General features: G+C 72.9%; 15 protein-coding genes. 11 read left to right on the top strand and 4 right to left on the bottom strand.

Going from position 1 to position 16284, the window contains the following annotated elements; translation table 11 throughout:
* The first annotated feature begins 75 nt into the window (after positions 1 to 75).
* Positions 76 to 693, top strand: coding sequence for a hypothetical protein (locus ACH4E8_RS30155; protein WP_398454199.1), 618 nt, complete (start codon positions 76 to 78; stop codon positions 691 to 693).
* Positions 694 to 703: 10 nt separating this feature from the next.
* Here ACH4E8_RS30155 and ACH4E8_RS30150 read toward each other — a convergent pair whose 3' ends face one another.
* Positions 704 to 1522, bottom strand: a complete 819-nt coding sequence (locus ACH4E8_RS30150) for an SDR family NAD(P)-dependent oxidoreductase (protein WP_398454196.1) — start codon at positions 1520 to 1522, stop codon at positions 704 to 706.
* A 440-nt stretch (positions 1523 to 1962) separates the two neighbouring features.
* On the opposite strand from ACH4E8_RS30150, the gene ACH4E8_RS30145 reads away from it, so the two are divergent.
* The gene (locus tag ACH4E8_RS30145) at positions 1963 to 2181 is read left to right on the top strand and encodes a heavy-metal-associated domain-containing protein (RefSeq protein WP_398454193.1); all 219 of its coding nucleotides are present in this window, start codon (positions 1963 to 1965) and stop codon (positions 2179 to 2181) included.
* Between the two features lie 131 nt (positions 2182 to 2312).
* Here the strand turns inward: ACH4E8_RS30145 and ACH4E8_RS30140 are convergent, their stop codons facing one another.
* A complete protein-coding gene (locus tag ACH4E8_RS30140; protein ID WP_398454190.1) occupies positions 2313 to 3338 on the bottom strand; it encodes a LacI family DNA-binding transcriptional regulator in 1026 nt (341 codons plus the stop codon).
* Positions 3339 to 3645: 307 nt separating this feature from the next.
* On the opposite strand from ACH4E8_RS30140, the gene ACH4E8_RS30135 reads away from it, so the two are divergent.
* Positions 3646 to 4380: a type 1 glutamine amidotransferase gene (locus tag ACH4E8_RS30135; RefSeq protein WP_398454188.1), complete on the top strand. Its 735-nt coding sequence runs from the start codon at positions 3646 to 3648 to the stop codon at positions 4378 to 4380.
* Positions 4381 to 4476: 96 nt separating this feature from the next.
* Here the strand turns inward: ACH4E8_RS30135 and ACH4E8_RS30130 are convergent, their stop codons facing one another.
* Complete coding sequence (locus ACH4E8_RS30130) at positions 4477 to 5277, bottom strand: DUF3152 domain-containing protein (protein WP_398454186.1); 801 nt, start codon at positions 5275 to 5277, stop codon at positions 4477 to 4479.
* 276 nt (positions 5278 to 5553) lie between these two features.
* Here ACH4E8_RS30130 and ACH4E8_RS30125 point away from each other — a divergent pair, with 276 nt between their 5' ends.
* The 8 genes from ACH4E8_RS30125 to ACH4E8_RS30090 all read left to right on the top strand — a co-directional run bounded on the left by ACH4E8_RS30125 (position 5554) and on the right by ACH4E8_RS30090 (position 15560).
* Positions 5554 to 6210 (top strand): response regulator transcription factor, encoded by a 657-nt coding sequence (locus tag ACH4E8_RS30125; RefSeq protein ID WP_398454184.1) that lies wholly within the window; start codon positions 5554 to 5556, stop codon positions 6208 to 6210.
* A complete protein-coding gene (locus tag ACH4E8_RS30120) occupies positions 6207 to 7538 on the top strand; it encodes a sensor histidine kinase (protein WP_398454181.1) in 1332 nt (443 codons plus the stop codon). Before ACH4E8_RS30125 ends, ACH4E8_RS30120 begins: the two co-directional genes overlap by 4 nt.
* 326 nt (positions 7539 to 7864) lie before the next feature.
* Positions 7865 to 9247, top strand: a complete 1383-nt coding sequence (locus ACH4E8_RS30115; protein ID WP_398454179.1) for a cytochrome P450 — start codon at positions 7865 to 7867, stop codon at positions 9245 to 9247.
* Complete coding sequence (locus tag ACH4E8_RS30110) at positions 9244 to 10344, top strand: hypothetical protein (RefSeq protein ID WP_398454176.1); 1101 nt, start codon at positions 9244 to 9246, stop codon at positions 10342 to 10344. Before ACH4E8_RS30115 ends, ACH4E8_RS30110 begins: the two co-directional genes overlap by 4 nt.
* Positions 10345 to 10589: 245 nt before the next feature.
* A complete protein-coding gene (locus ACH4E8_RS30105) occupies positions 10590 to 12455 on the top strand; it encodes a hypothetical protein (protein ID WP_398454173.1) in 1866 nt (621 codons plus the stop codon).
* Entirely contained in the window at positions 12442 to 12867 is a 426-nt protein-coding gene (locus ACH4E8_RS30100; RefSeq protein WP_398454171.1) for a hypothetical protein, read from the top strand. Before ACH4E8_RS30105 ends, ACH4E8_RS30100 begins: the two co-directional genes overlap by 14 nt.
* A gap of 1 nt (position 12868) precedes the next feature.
* On the top strand, positions 12869 to 13705 hold the full coding sequence (locus ACH4E8_RS30095) for a hypothetical protein (protein ID WP_398454169.1): 837 nt from the start codon (positions 12869 to 12871) through the stop codon (positions 13703 to 13705).
* Between the two features lie 85 nt (positions 13706 to 13790).
* Positions 13791 to 15560 (top strand): serine/threonine-protein kinase, encoded by a 1770-nt coding sequence (locus ACH4E8_RS30090; RefSeq protein ID WP_398454167.1) that lies wholly within the window; start codon positions 13791 to 13793, stop codon positions 15558 to 15560.
* Between the two features lie 49 nt (positions 15561 to 15609).
* On the opposite strand, the gene ACH4E8_RS30085 is transcribed toward ACH4E8_RS30090, so the two are convergent.
* Entirely contained in the window at positions 15610 to 16275 is a 666-nt protein-coding gene (locus tag ACH4E8_RS30085; RefSeq protein ID WP_398454165.1) for a hypothetical protein, read from the bottom strand.
* Between the last annotated feature and the right edge of the window lie 9 nt (positions 16276 to 16284).

The following is a 16284-nucleotide window of genomic DNA, read 5'->3' as shown; positions in this document are numbered from 1 at the left end:
TACACATGGTCGACAGCAGGGACGCAGATGACCAACGAGCCTCTTGTTCCCGCGCAGCTGGGAAGGCCCGAACGCATGTGGCAACGCGCCGTCGTGCTGGTACTGATCGCTGTCACGAGAACCACGAGGCCGGTATTCCGCCTGGGCGACCGGGAACTGTCCTGTTCGCATTCCAACGGCGGTTGGACGCTCTCCCTCCACTCCGACGGAAAGGCGATCTTCTTCGGTCAGGACGTCGACTGCAGCGACACCACCTATCAGGGCGACAAGCCGGTGGACCTGCTCGCGAACGCCCCGGACTGGTTGCCGCAGGGTCGGCTCCGGGAACTGAACGAGGGTTATGAACTGGGCTATCTCTACTGGTGGGAAGAGGGCGCCTGGGCGAGGGCGCCCTATCCCGACTACGTGGCCGACGACGGCCTGGCCGCCTCCTGTGACGGATACGCCGGCATCTTCGACGACAAGTCGCTGGCGGACAGCTTCGCCGACGCCGGCTACCGGGACCGGGCGGCCGCGGAACGCTTCGTACGGCGGGTCGCGGACGGCACGGTGGACGCGGAGGCGTTGGAGGAGTTGATGGACTCCGCGTCCGAGCCGGGCCCGCTGCCGAGGGAGGCGCGGGTGCCCAACGCCCTGGAGTGGGCGGCCCGGTTGGGCGTCGCGGACCGCCGCACTCCCTCGCACATCAGGTGAGCCCCGGCGGTCAGCCCGTTCGGACGAGCCGGTCGGCCAGTTTGGTCAGCCGCTTGACGGTGCGCTCCTCCGTCGCGCCCGGCGCCGGGGACACCCGCCGGTCCAGTTCGTAGTACGCGCCGTTCACGATCTCGGTCTCCGGGTCGCACAGCCGGACGACGTGCGCGGCGCCCGCGCTCGGCGACGCCCCCTGGTGCGCGTACAGCGGCAGCAGGTCCGTTTCGCAGACGCCGGGGTGGACCGACACCGCCGTCACGCGCGGGTCGGCGGCGAAGACGGTGAGCGCCAGCTGTGACTGGGCGTACGCGGCCAGCCGCGAGTAACGGCGGGTGCGCTGGGGGTCGTTCCACTGGATCGACGCCGTGCGGTGCAGTGAGGACGACACGTTGACGACCCGGCTGCCGCGGCCCTGTGCCGCGCTCCTGCTGAGCGCCGGCTCCAGCAGGTCGGTGAGCAGGTAGTGGGCCAGGAAGTTCACCTGGAACGCGACCTCGTTGCCGTCCTCGGTGACGGTGTGGCGCTCGGGCGCGGCGATGCCGGCGTTGTTGACCAGGACGTCCAGCCGCGGATGGGCCGCGCTCACGCGGGCCGCCAGCGCCGCCACCTCCTCCAGCCGGCTGAAGTCGGCCGCGTAGGCGCATAGTTGTGCGCCGTCGGCGCCGGTGGTGGCGATCAGCCGGTCGGCCGCCGCCCGGCTCTCCTCGGCGGTGCGGCCGTGCAGCAGCACCGTCGCACCGCGCGCCACGAGTTGACGGGCGGTTTCGTAGCCGATGCCGGAGGTCGCCCCGGTGATCAGGACGGTGCGGGACGACAGGTCGACGACAGACATGGTCCATCCAAAGGAGAGTGCGAAGTCCGGGCCGGCACGGCTCGAACGGTGAGAGGAAGGGTGAACGGGTGGTTCCAGGGGCGCCGGAGGTCGGGTCACGGCGCCCCTGGGGCCCTGCGCGGTCGCCCGCGCCCGGCGCGGTCAGCCGCGCGGAGGCGGGGAGGAGGGCGACCCCTGGCAGCGGGGCACGCGGCCGGCCGCCGTATGGGGCGGTCGGTCGAGGTGGGGCCACGCGCTGTTCACGCACCACATCGAAGCCGCGCCACCGCGGGCGGACAAGAGCGGCGCGCGCTTGCTGACACGCTCTTGCCGCCGCTCTGACGCCTCCTTGACGGCGCCCGCTCCGAAAGCTCCTCGCACCCCTTGCACTGCATACCCCCTGGGGGTATAAATGATCTCAGCGAGATACCCCCCAGGGGTACGAAGAAGGGGATGGAGCCATGGCGTCTTACCAGACCACCTACCGCGTCGGCGGAGTCAACAGCGGCCACTGCAAGGCGATCGTCAGCAAGGCCCTGCGCGAACTGGACACGGTCAACACGGTCCAGGTGGAGATCTCCACGGGCCTGCTGACGCTCGACACCGCGGCGGAGCCGGACGACGCGGTCGTCTCGGAGGCGATCGAGGAAGCGGGGTACGACTTCCTGGGCCGGGCCTGAGTGCCGGGGTGCCCGTGGCGCGGTCACGGCCGTGCAGGGGGAGTCGCACAGAGAGAAACAGGGCGCGTCCCTTCGGTGGAAGGCCGAAGGGATGCGCCCGCTGTCGTACGCCGTCGGCTACCGCACCGCGGTCACCCGCGCGTCGAGTCGCCCGGCACCAGCGCGCACGGCACCGAGAGCGGCTGTGGGCTCCGCCCGGCGAGCGCGTCGATCAGCATGCCCGCGCACAGCGCGCCCGTCCGCCGCGGCGCCAGCGTCAGCAGCGTCAGCGCGGGTCGGGCGCCCGGGCCGCTCTCGCCCATCGCGGTGATCTGGAGGTCCCCCGGGATGCTCAACCCCAGGTCCTCGGCGGCGCCGCGCAGTGCGTCCCCGTACGTCTCGTTCAGCGCGTGCACCGCGTCCGGCCGGTCGTCGGCCAGCAGCATGCGGCGCGCCGCGTCCCGCGCGGGCTCCCCGTTCCGGACCCGCTCGACCACGGCCGGCAGCCCGCGGTCGGCGCACCAACACGCGTACGCCCGCTCGCTGTCGAGGGTGTACGAGTCGAGCTCCGGCCCGGTGAGCAGCCCCGTCCGGCGCGCCCCGCCGGCCCGCAGGTGCTCCAGCGCCAACGGCACGCCGGAGTCCATGTCGCTGTGCACGTACGGGAGGTGGGCGTGGTCCGGGTCGATCGGGCGGCCGTCGGTGACCACCGCGAGCCCGCGCCGCAGCGCCTCGTTGATGACGGGGTCCCCGGCCACGGGGTCCACGACGATCAGGCCGTCCATCGGGATCCGGGTCCACAGGTCCGTGCCCGGCCGGGCCGGGACGACGACCAGCGCGTAGTCCCGGTCGACGGCCGCGACCATCGCGCCCGCGGTGAGCGATGCGTAGTACGGGCGGTAGGTGCGCTCCCACGCCTCGGCGCTCTGGTGCCCGGCGGCCAGGCCGACGACCCCGGTGCGGCCGGTGAGCAGCACCTGTGCCGCGGGGTTGGGGCGGTAGCCCAACTCGTCCGCGATGTGCCGCACCCGCTCCCGGGTGCGGGCGCTCACCTTGCCCTTGTCGTTCAGGGCGTGCGAGACGGTGGTGATGGAGAGCCCCGCGGCCCGAGCGACGTCCTTGATGCCGACGGATCGCGCGGTCTGCGGACCGTGGTGCGTACCGGTCGGTAGGACCATCGCGTCCCTCCTCCTCGTGGTGGTCGCCCGTGCCGGGCGTCGGTGCCGGTGGGTGTGCGTGCCCGCGGCGGGTGGCCGCGGGGTCGGCGCGTGTGCGGTTCGTGGCCGCCGCCCGCACCCGGGCGGCTCCAGCAGTCGCCCGGTGACCCCGTACGAGGATCAATCTTCAACGATCTCTTGACTGCCAAAACCTTTTGGTTGAGCATATCGGCCATCCTTGCCGCCCAAAGGCTTTTGGTTCCCGTCGCGTCCGGGCTTTGGCTTGATCCGGGCGGCTCCTTTACGACGCTTGGGAGGCGGGACGACCGTGACGGAGCGACAGGCCACCCCCCGGATACTGACGATCCAACACGAGGACGGCACGGGCCCCGGACTCGTCGGCGAGGCGTTCAAGGAGTCGGGCCTCGCACTGCACACCGTCCACCCCTGGGCCGGCGAGTCCGTCCCGACCACGCTGGCGGGCCACGCCGGACTGCTCGTCCTCGGCGGCGCGGCCAACTGCGAGGACGAGTCGGCCGCGCCCTGGCTGCCCGCCGTGCGCGCCCTGGTGCACCGGGCCGTCGACGGGGAAGTCCCGCTGCTCGGCATATGCCTGGGCGGGCAGATCGTGGCCCACGCCCTGGGGGGCCGCGTGGTGCGCCGGGACCGGGGGCCCGAGGTGGGCACCGTGCCGCTGCGCCGGCTGCCCGCCGTCGAGGACGACCCGGTCTTCCGCGCGGTACCGGACGGTGCCCCCGCCGCCCAGTGGCACTGGGACGAGATCGGCGACCTGCCGCCCGGCGCGGTCCCGCTGCTCGGCGGCGACGACTGCCCCCACCAGGCGTTCCGCTTCGGCTCCCGCGCCTGGGGCGTCCAGTTCCACCCCGAAGTGCTCGGCGACGACGTCGCCGGGTGGTCGACGTCCGACGGGCCGGCCGTGGCCCGGGCCGGCGGCGACCCGGACGCGGCCGTGGCGTCCGTGCGCGCCGCGGAGCCGGAACTGCGCGCCACTTGGTCGAGGGCCGCGCGCGCTTGGGCGGACGTGGTCCACGCGACCGGCTGACCTCCGGTCCCGGCACGGCGGCGGGGATGACGACAGCCGCCACCCGGGGGTTCGGTGGCGGCTGCCGTCGGCTTCGCGAGGAGGCGTCGGGTGCGCTCAGGGGGCCTTGGGGCCGTCGATGAGTGCGCCGTCCGCGTCGTACACCCACGGGTTGGCGGTGCACCCGCGCAACCCCTTGATCTGCTGCATCATCGCCGGCGCCGGCTTCCCCGGCCCCGCGCAGGTGCGGTGCCCGTAGCCGAGGACGTGTCCCGCCTCGTGGTTGATGATCAGTGCGTGGTAGTCGTGCGGACGCCCGCGGTACTGCTCGCTGAGCTCGATCCAGCGGCGCACGTTCACTATCAGATCGGGCGCGTTCGCACAGTTCACCTGCCCGCCCGTGTCCAACCCCCAGGCGCCGCACAGGGCGTCCGTGGTCGCCGGCGACACGATGTGGACGAGCATGTCGTACGGGGGAGAGCCGACCCGCTGGAAGGACGCGACGCCCTTGCGGGTCCAGCCGCGCTCGTGCCGCAGGATGCCGTCGATCTCCGCTGCGACGTCGTCGACGTCGAGACCGGTGCCGTCCTCCAACTTCACCCCGTACCGCACCAGCCGACCGGAGTGCCCGGCCCGGGCGCCGGTGCCGCGCGCCCAGGTGTACGTGCCCGGGCCGCGCTCCCGGTAGGAGGAGCGCTCCGAGCGCTCGTCGCCGGAGTCGACCGGCCGTTCGGCCTCCGGCGACGGCTTCGGCTTCGCCTCTGCGGAGGAGGTCGCCTCGGGGGCGGCACCGGCGTCGGGGTCCGGCCGGTTCGGCCCGGACGAGGCGGCGCCGCGGGAGTCCGACCCGTCCGACAACACGGTGAGACCGCCCCAACCCACCGCCCCCACGCACACCAACAGGAGCAGGACCTTCAAGGAGGCCGGGGGCCCGGAGCGGCGGGCACGGCGCGTGCGGCGACCCGGCGGGCCGGGGGCGCGGCGGGCACGGCGGGCACGGCGGCTTCGGCGGGGGGAGCCGGTCGAGAGCCGACGGTCAGACATGGGACGTCCAGCCTTCGTGGGGAGGGTGCGGTGCGGACCCAGTGCACGCGAAGGCGTGTGCGATCTTGGTGAGCGAAGCTGCTCACACTGCTTTCACATCGGACACGGATACTTGGTGCAGATCAACGCGGTGAGGAGCGGGTGGGACGCATGAGGGTGTTGGTGGTCGAGGACGAGGAGATGCTGGCCGCGGCGATGGCCGAGGGGCTGCGCGACGAGGGGCTCGCGGTGGACGTGGTCCACGACGGCGAGGCCGCCCTGGAGAACCTCGCCGTGCACGCGTACGACGTGATGGTCCTCGACCGGGACCTGCCCCTGGTCCACGGCGACGAGGTGTGCCGGCGCACGGTCGCCTCCGGCGCGGACGTACGGGTCCTCATGGTCACCGTCTCCACCACCGTCGCCGAACGCGTCGCGGGCCTCGGCCTCGGCGCCGACGACTACCTGACGAAACCGTTCGCCTTCGCCGAACTCGTCGCCCGCATCCGGGCGCTCGGCCGCCGCTCCCGGCCCGCCGTCCCACCCGTGCTGGAGCGCGCCGGCATCCGACTGGACCCGCACCTGCGGCAGATCACCCGCGACGGAAGGTACATACCCCTGTCGCGCAAGGAGTTCGCCGTACTGGAGGAACTGCTGCGGGCCGACGGCGCGCCGGTGTCCGCCGAGGCGCTGCTGGAGCGGGCCTGGGACGAGAACGTCGACCCCTTCACCACGGTCGTCAGGGTCACCATGCGCTCCCTGCGCCGCAAGCTCGGCGACGGACCCGTCATCGAGACCCTGACCGGCGTCGGGTACCGGATCCGATGATCCTGCGCGCACTCGGCGGCAGCCTGCGGGTCCGCCTCACGGTCGTCTTCGGCCTGATGTTCTTCGTCGCCGGCGCGGCGATCTTCGGCGGTGCGCTGATCCTGGTCGGCAACAGCATGGCGTACACCTTGAGCCTGCCGTTTCCCACCGTGCAGCAGGCCGTGCCGACCGGGGTGCCGTCGGCGCAGCCGCCGTACCGGCCCGCGGGCCCGGAGCCGAGCCCGCCGTCCCCCGGGGACGCCTCCGCCGCGCCGGAGCCCACCGGCTGGCCGCCCTCCTTGGCCGACGCGCCGCCGCCGCCGTCCGAGCAGCCCCAGCCCCGCATCGAGATCGACCCGGCGTCCCGCGACACCGTCCTCGACTCCATGCAGACCAACCTCATGGCCAAGGGCGGACTCACCGTGCTCGGCGTGGGAGTGGTCGCCACCACCACGGGCTGGCTGGTCGCCGGCCGACTCCTGCGCCCGCTCAACCGCATCACCTCCACCGCCGAGCGGATCGCCGGCCGCACCCTGCACCAGCGCATCGACCTCGACGAACCCCCGGGCGAGGTCAAACGGCTCGCGGACTCCTTCGACAGCATGCTGGACCGCCTCGACCAGGCGTTCGCCGGGCAGGACCGGTTCATCGCCAACGCCGCGCACGAGCTGAAGACCCCGCTCGCGGTGGGCCGCACCCTGGTGGAGGTCGCCGTCGCCCGCCGCGCCGCACCGCCGGAGGTGAAGCAGCTCGGCGAGAACCTGCTCGCGGTCAACGAGCGCCACGAGCGGCTGATCGACTCCCTGCTCACCCTGGCCCGCGCCGAGTCCACCGCCTACGAGCGACTGCCCCTGGACCTCGCGGCGATCACCGCCACCGTGCTCACCCACACGGCCGCCGGCGCCGAGGCCCAGGGCGTCACCGTCGAGTGCGAACTCCAGCCGGCGCCCGCCGTGGGCGATCCCGTGCTGGTCGAGCAGTTGGTGCGCAACCTGGTCGACAACGCGGTCAAGTACAACGTCCCCGGCGGAGTGCTGAGCGTGCGGACCGGAACGGGTCGGGCCGGCTCCTTCCTCACGGTGGGCAACACCGGCGCCGTCGTCGGAGCCCACGAGATCCCGGTGCTGTTCGAGCCCTTCCGACGCCTCACCGACCGCGTCGGCTCCGCCCGCGGCAGCGGACTCGGCCTGTCGATCGTGCGCGCCGTGGCCCGCACCCACCAGGGCGACGTCACCGCCGAGCCGCGCCCGGGCGGCGGACTGACCGTGACCGCCACCGTGCCGAGCGCGGGTCCGACGGACCGCGCGGGGACGCCGCCACCCGGCGCAACTGCCCGTCCCTACCGCTGAGCTGAGGCGGTCCCGGCACACCGGGCCACACCTTCGGGTGAGTTCGGGCATCACCCCGGCGGGCCGGAGTGGCACATGGCACACGGGGGCGACGTGGTGTTTCAATCCGTGTGCGTACTGTGCACACCTCGCCCGTACGCCCGCTCGTCCCTGCCGTCACTGCGTCAGGTTGATCGCGGTCCGGACGACGGTGTCCGAATCAACAGCGGGCCAGTGAACGGAGAACCCGTTCCGGTGCGAGGGCGCACGCACGCACGACGAATCCGGCATTGATGACGTTCAGGCGACAGGTGTGTCCTGTCGTCTCCGCAGTAAGGGTTCTTCACGTGAGCACCACAACCATCACCCGCGACTGCCGCGGCGCCAGCAGCCACCGTGCGTACCGGCTGGGGCAGGCACCGGGCCGAATCCCGCTGTTGGGCAACGCCCTCCAGCTCTTCCGCGACCCCCTCGACTACCTGCCGAGCCTCCGCCACGAGGGGGACCTCGTCAAGGTCAGGGTCGGCGCCACCACGGCGTACTTCGCCTGCACCCACGACGTCGTGCAGGAAGTGCTGCACAACCCGCGGACGTTCGACAAGGGCGGCGAGTTCATCGACACGATGAAGCTGCTGCTCGGCGACGGCGTCGGGACCTGCGGCTCCGCGGCCCACAAGCGACAGCGGCGCTTCATCCAACCCGCCTTCCAGCGGGACCGACTCGTGCGCTACGCCAGCGTGATGCACGACGAGGTCGCCGCCCTCACCGACGCCTGGCGCCCCGGCCGGGTCGTAGACGTCGGCACCGAGATGAGCCGACTCACCACCCGCGTCACCGCCCAACTGATGTTCTCCTCCGGCATCGCCAGCGACGCCGTCGCGGAGGTCCAGCGCTCCTTCCCCGTGGTGTGGAAGGGCGTGTACCGCCGGATGGTGATCCCCTTCCCGCTGCTGCACGCCCTGCCGACCCCCGCCAACCGGCGGTTCACCCGGGCGATGGAGCGGCTGGACGCGGTCATCGCCACCATGGTCGACGCCTACCGCAGGGACACCGCGGACCGCGACGACATCCTCACCGTGCTGCTCGCCGCCCGCGACGAGCACACCGGCCTCGGCATGACCGACACCGAGATCCACGACGAGCTGATGACCGTGCTCGCGGCCGGCGTGGAGACCCCGGCGTCCGGGCTCACCTGGGCCTTCCACCTCATCGGCCAGCACCCCGAGGTGGAGCGGGAACTCCTCGGCGAGGTCGACCGGGTCCTCGGCGGACGCCCCGCGCGCTACGACGACCTGCCCGGGCTGCCCTACACCCAGCGCGTCGTCGCCGAAACCCTGCGGATGTACCCGCCCGTCTGGTTCATCACTCGGCGCGCCGCCGTTGACACCACCCTCGCCGGACACCCGGTGCCGGCCGGCGCCAGCATCATGTTCAGCCCCTACGCGCTCCACCGCGACCCGGACGTCTTCGCCGACGCCGACCGCTTCGACCCCGACCGCTGGCTGCCCGAGAACGCGGCGAAGCTGCCGCGGAACGCCACGATCACCTTCGGCGGCGGTTCCCGCAAGTGCCTCGGCGACGTGCTGGCCAACCACGAGAGCACCATCGCCCTCGCCTCCATCCTCTCCGCCTGGCGGTTGCGACCGGTACCCGGCCACCGGTTGCGTCCGGTGGCCAAGGCCGAACTGACCGCCGGTCCGCTGCCCATGACGACAGAGCCCCGGGCGTGACCGGGCCGCTCGCCCCGCAAGGCGGCACCAACGGAGCGTCACTCGACCTCTGGCCGAGCCCCGGCCACCCCCTGCTGGACCTCGAACCGCGCACCTCGCCGTGGGTCGACCACCTGGAGGACGCGGTCCTGCGCTGGGCCGACGACTACGACCTCCTCGACAGCGCGGCGGCCCGGGACCGATTGGCCCGCAGCCACCTCGGTGAACTCATCGCGCGCTCCTACCCCGCGATGGGCTTCCACCGGGCCGAGGCCATCGCCGGCTGGTTCACCTGGGCGTTCGTCATCGACGACTGCTACGACCGCCAGCCGGAAGGTTTCCTCGACTACGACTCGTCCGCGTTCCGGATGTTGCGACTGCTGACCCCCGACGCCACCGTGCGTCCCAGCCAGGCCAGCCGTCTCGACACCGTGCTCTCCCGGGTCTGGCGGGAACTCGCGCTGGCCCGGAGCGCCGCTTGGCGGATGCGCTTCACCCTGCACATGACGCACTTCCTCGCCGCGTTCAAGTACGAGTCGCTCAACCGCAGGCACCGCCACACCCCCCGACTGCTCGGCTACACCCAACTGCGCCGCGCCTCCGGGGGCATCACCCCCTCGCTCGACCTGCTGGAAGTGGCGTCCGACAGCGAGATCCCCCCGCTGCTCCACGAGACGGACCAGTTCCAGACGATGTTCAACCGCGCGTCGGACGTCGTCGTGTGGGTCAACGACATCGTGTCGCTGCGCAAGGAACTCGTCGCCGGCGAGACGACGAACGGCGTCCTCGTCCTCGCCCGCGAGCACGACTGCGGACTCCAGGACGCCATCGACGAGGTGTACGGCCGCGTCGGGCGGTGGATCGAGGAGTTCTGGCGGGCCCGCGAGGAGTTGCGCACCCTGTCGTACCAGTGGTTCGGGCTGACCACCGCGGAGCGCGAGGCAGTCGAGTCGTACGCCGACGGCATGGAGGCGTGGATGCGCGGCAACCTCGACTGGTCGGAGTCCTCCGACCGGTACCGCCGCGCCGACGGCGTCCGACTGGCCAGCGACACCTCGCTGTTGCGGGGCGCGCGCCACGACCGGCTCGGCCGCCACGAGCACACCGAGGCGTCCTGACCGGTCGCTGACGAGGGGCCGCCCGTGTCGGAGCGGCCCCCGAAAGTGGCGGCCCGTGCCCCTACGGGCCGTCACGACTTGCCCCGAAGGGCACCGGCGAGTTCCCCGGCAGGCACCCGATTGCTCCGGGTGGCCGCCCTCCGTCCGCAGCCGGCGACGTCTTCCGGCCGAGTCCGGCGAAAGCCGTCCGAAAGCCCTCTCGCATCGCCTACGCTCCTGGGCTCGACCTCATGAACGGAGGGCCTGTGACGGGGATCGCGGTACCGGGCCAGGCGGGCGCCGAGCCCGACCGAGGAGGGTCGGGCCGCCCCGCGGAGCCGGCCACGAGCGACGCATGCCGCCTGCTGTGCGTCGGAGCGCACGCCGATCCGCGCTATCGCGCCCAGGTCATCGACGAGTTGTACGTCCACCAGGAACGGTTCACCGCGCCCTCCTTCGGCTACGACGCGGCGCGCGTCCTCGCCCACGCCCTGCTGGCCCGGCGCACCGAACTGGCCTGGGCGCTGGGGATCCTGGCGCTGTGGGTGATCGCGGTGCCGCTCTCCGACGGCTACTTCTTCCTGCTGTTGCTGCCCAGCCTCGTGCTGGCGCTGGTCGGCAGGTTCAACGCGTCCGCCGCCGGTCCGCGCCCGCTGACCCGCGGCGTCGTCCTGCTGGCCCGCTGGTACGCCCGGTTGATGCTGGCCCTGATGTCGGCGAAGCTGGTGGTCGGCGGGGTCACCGGGCTCTTCATCGACCCGCCCAAGACCAAGGGCACCCCCCTGGACGAGGTGGCCATTCCGGACGCCAAACCGTCGTCCGACTCCGTCGACGTCACCGACGGCATCTGGCCCTTCGACGGCGGTGACATGGCCGACGAGTTCAACCCCGTCGGGCACTTCAACGGCTTCGACGGATTCAACGGCTTCGAGGACCCGGCCCCCGCACTGCTGGCCGTCTTCCTCTACGCACTGATCATCTTCCTGGTGGGGCTGCGACGGGCCCAGAGCGCCCGGGTGATCACGGGCCCGCTCTCCGCCGTGCGCTTCCCCGACGTCGCAGGTGACCCCGCGGAAGCCGCCGCCAGCCTGCGCGGCCAACGGATCATGGCCGAAATCCGCAGGGAACAGCACTCGCCGTTGACGATGTACCACTCGGCCAACCCCTTCCGCGGCGCCGGCACCGCCTTCAAGGCGTGGAGCCTCGCGGTCGAGCTGCGGCCCCGCGCCGACGCCGAGCCCGTGCCGCTGAACAACCAGGCCGTGTTGGAGCGCATCCGACCGCTCGTCGAGGCCCTGCGGACACCGGCCCCCGGCTCGGCGGAGACCGCCGAAACGGTTCGCGACCGGCTCCGGGAACTCCGCATCGACGAGTGCGTCTTCCTGCCCGCCGACGGCATCCCCGACCGCGACGGCGCACCGTACGAGGACGAACTGGCGGCGGAGCACCTGGCGGACGCCGTCGAGGAGGGCGGCGAGGCGCGCCGGCACTTCCTGCGGGTGCGGGTCGGCGGCTGGGAGGAGGACGTCGTCGTCACCGTCTTCGTCCGGGTTCACACCCAGGGCGGGATCCTGATGCTGGAGGTCGCCCCGCACGTACTGGCCCCGGTCAAGGAGGGGTTCCGGGAGGCGGAGCGCGACGCGCACCGCTACGCGTACAGCAGCACCGCGGGAAAGCTCGCCTGGGCCGTCACCAACACCCCCGCATCGGTCGGCACGGCCGTCTTCACCCTCTACAGCTCCTGGCTCGGACTGTGGGAGCAGGCCATGGGCGGACACGGAGACGGCCTGCCCGAGGGGCCCGTCCTGTCGGTGCGGGAGCGCGGCTCCAAGAACGACGGCTCGCCCCTCCAAGGGGAGAAGGCGTCCCTCTTCCAGGAGATGGACGTCTCCCGGTACCTGAAGAGCATCCAGGACCGGATCACCGACGGTGTCTCCCAGGCGCTGCGGGAAGCCGGCTGGCAGACCGAGGAGTTCGAGCAGAAGATCGTGCACGTCAGCGGCGGGGTCTACATCGACTCCGCGAGTCACAGCGCCTTCGGCTTCGGCGACCAGAGCACCGCGACGGTGACCAACGTGAGCAAGACCCAGGGCAAGGGCAGGGAACTGGTGGCAGACCATGACAGGGACTGACGGCCTTCCGACACCGGGCGACCCGACGGCCGACCAGCCGGGCACGGGCGGCGGCGAGGGCGCGACCGTACGCATCGGCTCGGTGGCGAACAGCGCGCTGACCTTCGGCGCGCACTCCACCGCGACCACCACCAACGTCAGCCACGGCGAGTCCGACGCCGTCCAGCGCGAACTGCTGGCGGCCGTCCGGGCCCTCCGGGCGGACCTGGCTCGGTTCGTCGCCACCCCCGACACGGAAGTCCTCGACGCCGAACTCGTCGCAGCCGAGGAGGAGATCACCGCCGCCGGCGAAGCCGGCCGGCCCCGGCTGGAGCGGCTGCGCACCTCGCTCGCATCGGCGGGCGAGTGGGTGGGCGCCCTCGGCTCGGGCGTCGCCGTCGCCGAACTCGTCACCGCCCTGCTGGGAGGCTGAGGTGAACGACGACGGCACGGCGCGCTGGGACGCGCGGGCCCAGCGGTGGGCGCGGCACGAGGAGCCCGTGCCGTACACCGCGCCGCCGCCCCCCTTCCCGCTGCTCCCGCCCCAGTGGGACCCCTCCGCCACGGAGACCGCGCTCGCCACGGTGCCGCCGGGCCCCGACGGGGCGGCGCTCCCGGGCCGGCCGGCCCCCGCCCGCCGACGGCGGGGCCGCACCGCAGCCGTCGTGGTCGCCGCGGTGGCGGCCGTGGCGGCCGTCGCCACCACCGTCCGCTACGCGGTCGACGACGACGGCTCCCCGGAGCCGCGCCCGGGCGCCTCCGCCTCGGCGTCCGACGACGGCGAACCGGGCGACGAGGGCGACCCGGTCAGCGGCCTGGACAGCGCGGACTACACGCTCACCTACGTCGACGGCTACACCCTCGCCGTCCCCGACGGATGGCGGCGCGCCAGCGTCCACACCGACCTCGCCTACGCCGATCCCCTCGGCGACGACCAACTGATGGTCCTGGACCTCTCGACCGGAAGCGAGACGCCCCTCTCCGTGGTGACCAAGTCGGACTCCGAACTCAGCGACCAGTCCGGCTACCGCCGGATGAAGCTCGGCCCCGTGCAGAGCGGGCCGGAGAACCCGACGGGCGACGCGGCCGAACTGACCTACCGGTTCCAGCAGTCCGCGTCCGACGAGGTGCGCACCTGCGTCGAACGGGCCTTCACCGCGGACGACGACGGCGTCCACGCCGTCATCATTTGCGCCGCCACCAGCGACATGCCCTTCCAGCGCCGGCTGATGACCACCGTCCTGGAGCACTTCGACACCCCAGGCTACTGACGGGCGCACTGACCGCGGGCGCGCCGCCCGCGGACCGCGTGGACCGGGTGACGCGGTGTCGGTCCCATCTCGTAAGCTCCCGGCCATGAGCGGCGGGGACAACGGGAACGCGGGAAGACGCGTCATCGACGGTCGGTTCGAGTTGGAGGCGCGCCTCGGCGGTGGCGGCATGGGGATGGTCTGGCGGGCCAGGGACCTGCTCCTCGACCGGGCCGTGGCGCTGAAGGAGGTCCGGCCGCCTGACCCGGCGCTGGCCGAGTTCGACCCGGAGGCCGCGCGCCTGCTGCGCGCCCGGGTGCTGCGGGAGGCCCGTGCGCTGGCCCGCGTCGACCATCCCAACGTCGTCACCATCCACCACGTCGTCGACGGCGGCGAGGGCACCTACCCCTGGTTGGTGATGGAGTTGGTCACGGGCGGTTCGCTCGCGGACCGGCTCGCCCGCGGCCCCCTGCCGGCCGTGGCGGCCGCCCGGCTCGGCCGCGAGGTCCTGGCGGCCCTGAGCGCCGCGCACGCGGCGGGCATCCAGCACCGCGACGTCAAGCCGGCGAACGTACTGCTGCGGCCCGACGGCCGCCCCGTCCTCACCGACTTCGGCATCGCCGCCATCCGCGAGTCCACGGTCCTCACCGCCACCGGGTCCATCATCGGCACCCCGGACTACATGGCCCCCGAGCGCATCACCGGGGAGGACGGCGGCCCCGAGTCCGACCTGTGGTCGCTGGCGATGATGCTGTACGTCGCGGTGGAGGGCCGTCATCCGCTGCGGCGGGCCACGACCCTGGCGACCCTCGCGGCCGTGCTCAACGAGCAGTTGCCGCCGCCGCAGCAGGCGGGCCCGCTGACCACGGTGCTCCAGGCCGCGCTGGTCAAGGATCCGGGGGCGCGGCCGGGCCCGGCCGCGCTGGACCGGATGCTCGCCGACGCGGCGGCGGAACCGGGCGCGGTGTCGGCGCCTGCGCCCGGGGGCGGAGCGCCGAGCGCTGCGGCGGGTGCCGCCGCAGTCACCGGGGCGACCTCCGCCGACGCCACGTCGTACCAACTCGCCCCGCCGGGCACGGCGGAAGGTTTCGGCGCCCCCACGCCCACCCCCACCCCCGCGCCCCCGTCTACTGCTTCGTCCACTTCTGCGTCCGGGCAGGGCCCCACCGGCCCGCTGTCCGCCCCCGTGCCGCAGCCGGGTCCCCCCTCGCGCCTCGGCCGCCGCCTCATGATCGGTTCATCACTGCTCTCCACGGCGCTGATCGGCTCCATCGTCTGGCTCCTGCTCCCGCAGGGCCAGGACGACAAGAAGGACTCCCCGGCGTCCACCGGCCCCGGCGCCACCGCATCGCCGAGCCCCGGCGCGAAGACCTCCGGCACCCCCGCAGACAAGGGAAAGGGCGCCGAGAAGGGCGAGGTGAAGGACCTCCTGACGCCCCGAGGCATCCAACTGGCCGTCAAGGAACTGTCGGAAGTCACCGACACCAAGCGGATGGCGCGCCTCACCGTCTATCCGGAGTACGCGGTCGTGCAGGCCATGGTGAAGGGCAGCAACACCAAGTACGACTCGTACATGTACCGCCTCAACGAGGGCGTCACCCAGCTACCCATCAAGGGCGCCCTGTTCCCCGGCCACCAGCCCTTCGACGTCGGCGCCTTCAACTGGGACGCGCTCCCCGCCCTGCTGGACAGGGCGAAACGCGACCTGAACGTCCAGGACGTGACCACCCGGTACCTGGTCGTCAGGGAGCCGAACACCGTCTCCGAACGGAAGTTGGGCATCGGGATCTACGTGTCGAACGAGTACCGCCAGTCCGGCTACCTGGACGCCACCCCGCAGGGCAAGGTGACCCGCCTGATGCCCGCGGAGTCCTGAGGCCCGCCGCCGTCACGGATCTCGCCCGGTCCTCACCCGGCGAGATCCGTCACACGCGCCCCAGCGCGGCGATGACCCGACCGACGTCGGCGCCCGCTTCGGGCGGGAGCCAGCGCGAGGCGTGGACCTGGTGGAGCGCGGTCACCAGGCGGACGCGGTCGTCTTCGCCACCCAGGTCCGTCAAGTACGCGGGCAGCAGGAGTCCGAGCGACTTGAGGTCGCCGCGGGCGCAGAACTCGGCCAGTAGCCGGGCCAACAACGGCTCGGACGGGCGGTCTCGTACCGCGCCCGACCAGCGCAGGCCGTCGGCCACCGCGATGCGGATCCACTGGGCGTAGGGCCCCTCGGGCAGGTCGTCGAGGCGCTCGGCGGCGCGGGCGAAGTGCTCGCGGGCCCGGTCCGGCTCGTCGAGTTCCCGGTACGCGCCGGCGAGGTTCAGGTGCAGCGACGGATAGAAGCCGCGCACGCGTTCGTCGCCGACCCGGTCCGCCCGCTCCAGGCAGACCAGGTTCCAGTGCAGCGTGTCGCGGGGCGTCGGCTGGTGTCGGGCGACGTAGTGCGCGGCGACACAGGCCGCGTAGTCGTCCACGGGGTCGGCGGCTTCGGCCGCCTGCCACGCCTGGCGGAACAGTTCGGACGCGCGCTCGGCGGCGCCGGCCGCTTCGGCCTGCATGCCTTCGGCGCACAGCGCCACGACGGGGTGGTGGGGATCCACGGTTCTCGC

This window comes from Streptomyces sp. NPDC017979 (assembly GCF_044328175.1).
GTDB lineage: Bacteria > Actinomycetota > Actinomycetes > Streptomycetales > Streptomycetaceae > Streptomyces.
Note: the sequence above shows the minus strand (reverse complement) of the source record. Positions and strands in the feature narration are given on the sequence as shown.

What these genes read in the sequence shown, in the direction of transcription:
- ACH4E8_RS30155 (WP_398454199.1), top strand. Translation starts at nt 76, where the DNA reads ATGTGGCAACGCGCCGTCGTGCTGGTACTGATCGCTGTCACGAGAACC.
- ACH4E8_RS30150 (WP_398454196.1), bottom strand. Translation starts at nt 1,522, where the DNA reads ATGTCTGTCGTCGACCTGTCGTCCCGCACCGTCCTGATCACCGGGGCG.
- ACH4E8_RS30145 (WP_398454193.1), top strand. Translation starts at nt 1,963, where the DNA reads ATGGCGTCTTACCAGACCACCTACCGCGTCGGCGGAGTCAACAGCGGC.
- ACH4E8_RS30140 (WP_398454190.1), bottom strand. Translation starts at nt 3,338, where the DNA reads ATGGTCCTACCGACCGGTACGCACCACGGTCCGCAGACCGCGCGATCC.
- ACH4E8_RS30125 (WP_398454184.1), top strand. Translation starts at nt 5,554, where the DNA reads ATGAGGGTGTTGGTGGTCGAGGACGAGGAGATGCTGGCCGCGGCGATG.
- ACH4E8_RS30120 (WP_398454181.1), top strand. Translation starts at nt 6,207, where the DNA reads ATGATCCTGCGCGCACTCGGCGGCAGCCTGCGGGTCCGCCTCACGGTC.
- ACH4E8_RS30100 (WP_398454171.1), top strand. Translation starts at nt 12,442, where the DNA reads ATGACAGGGACTGACGGCCTTCCGACACCGGGCGACCCGACGGCCGAC.
- ACH4E8_RS30090 (WP_398454167.1), top strand. Translation starts at nt 13,791, where the DNA reads ATGAGCGGCGGGGACAACGGGAACGCGGGAAGACGCGTCATCGACGGT.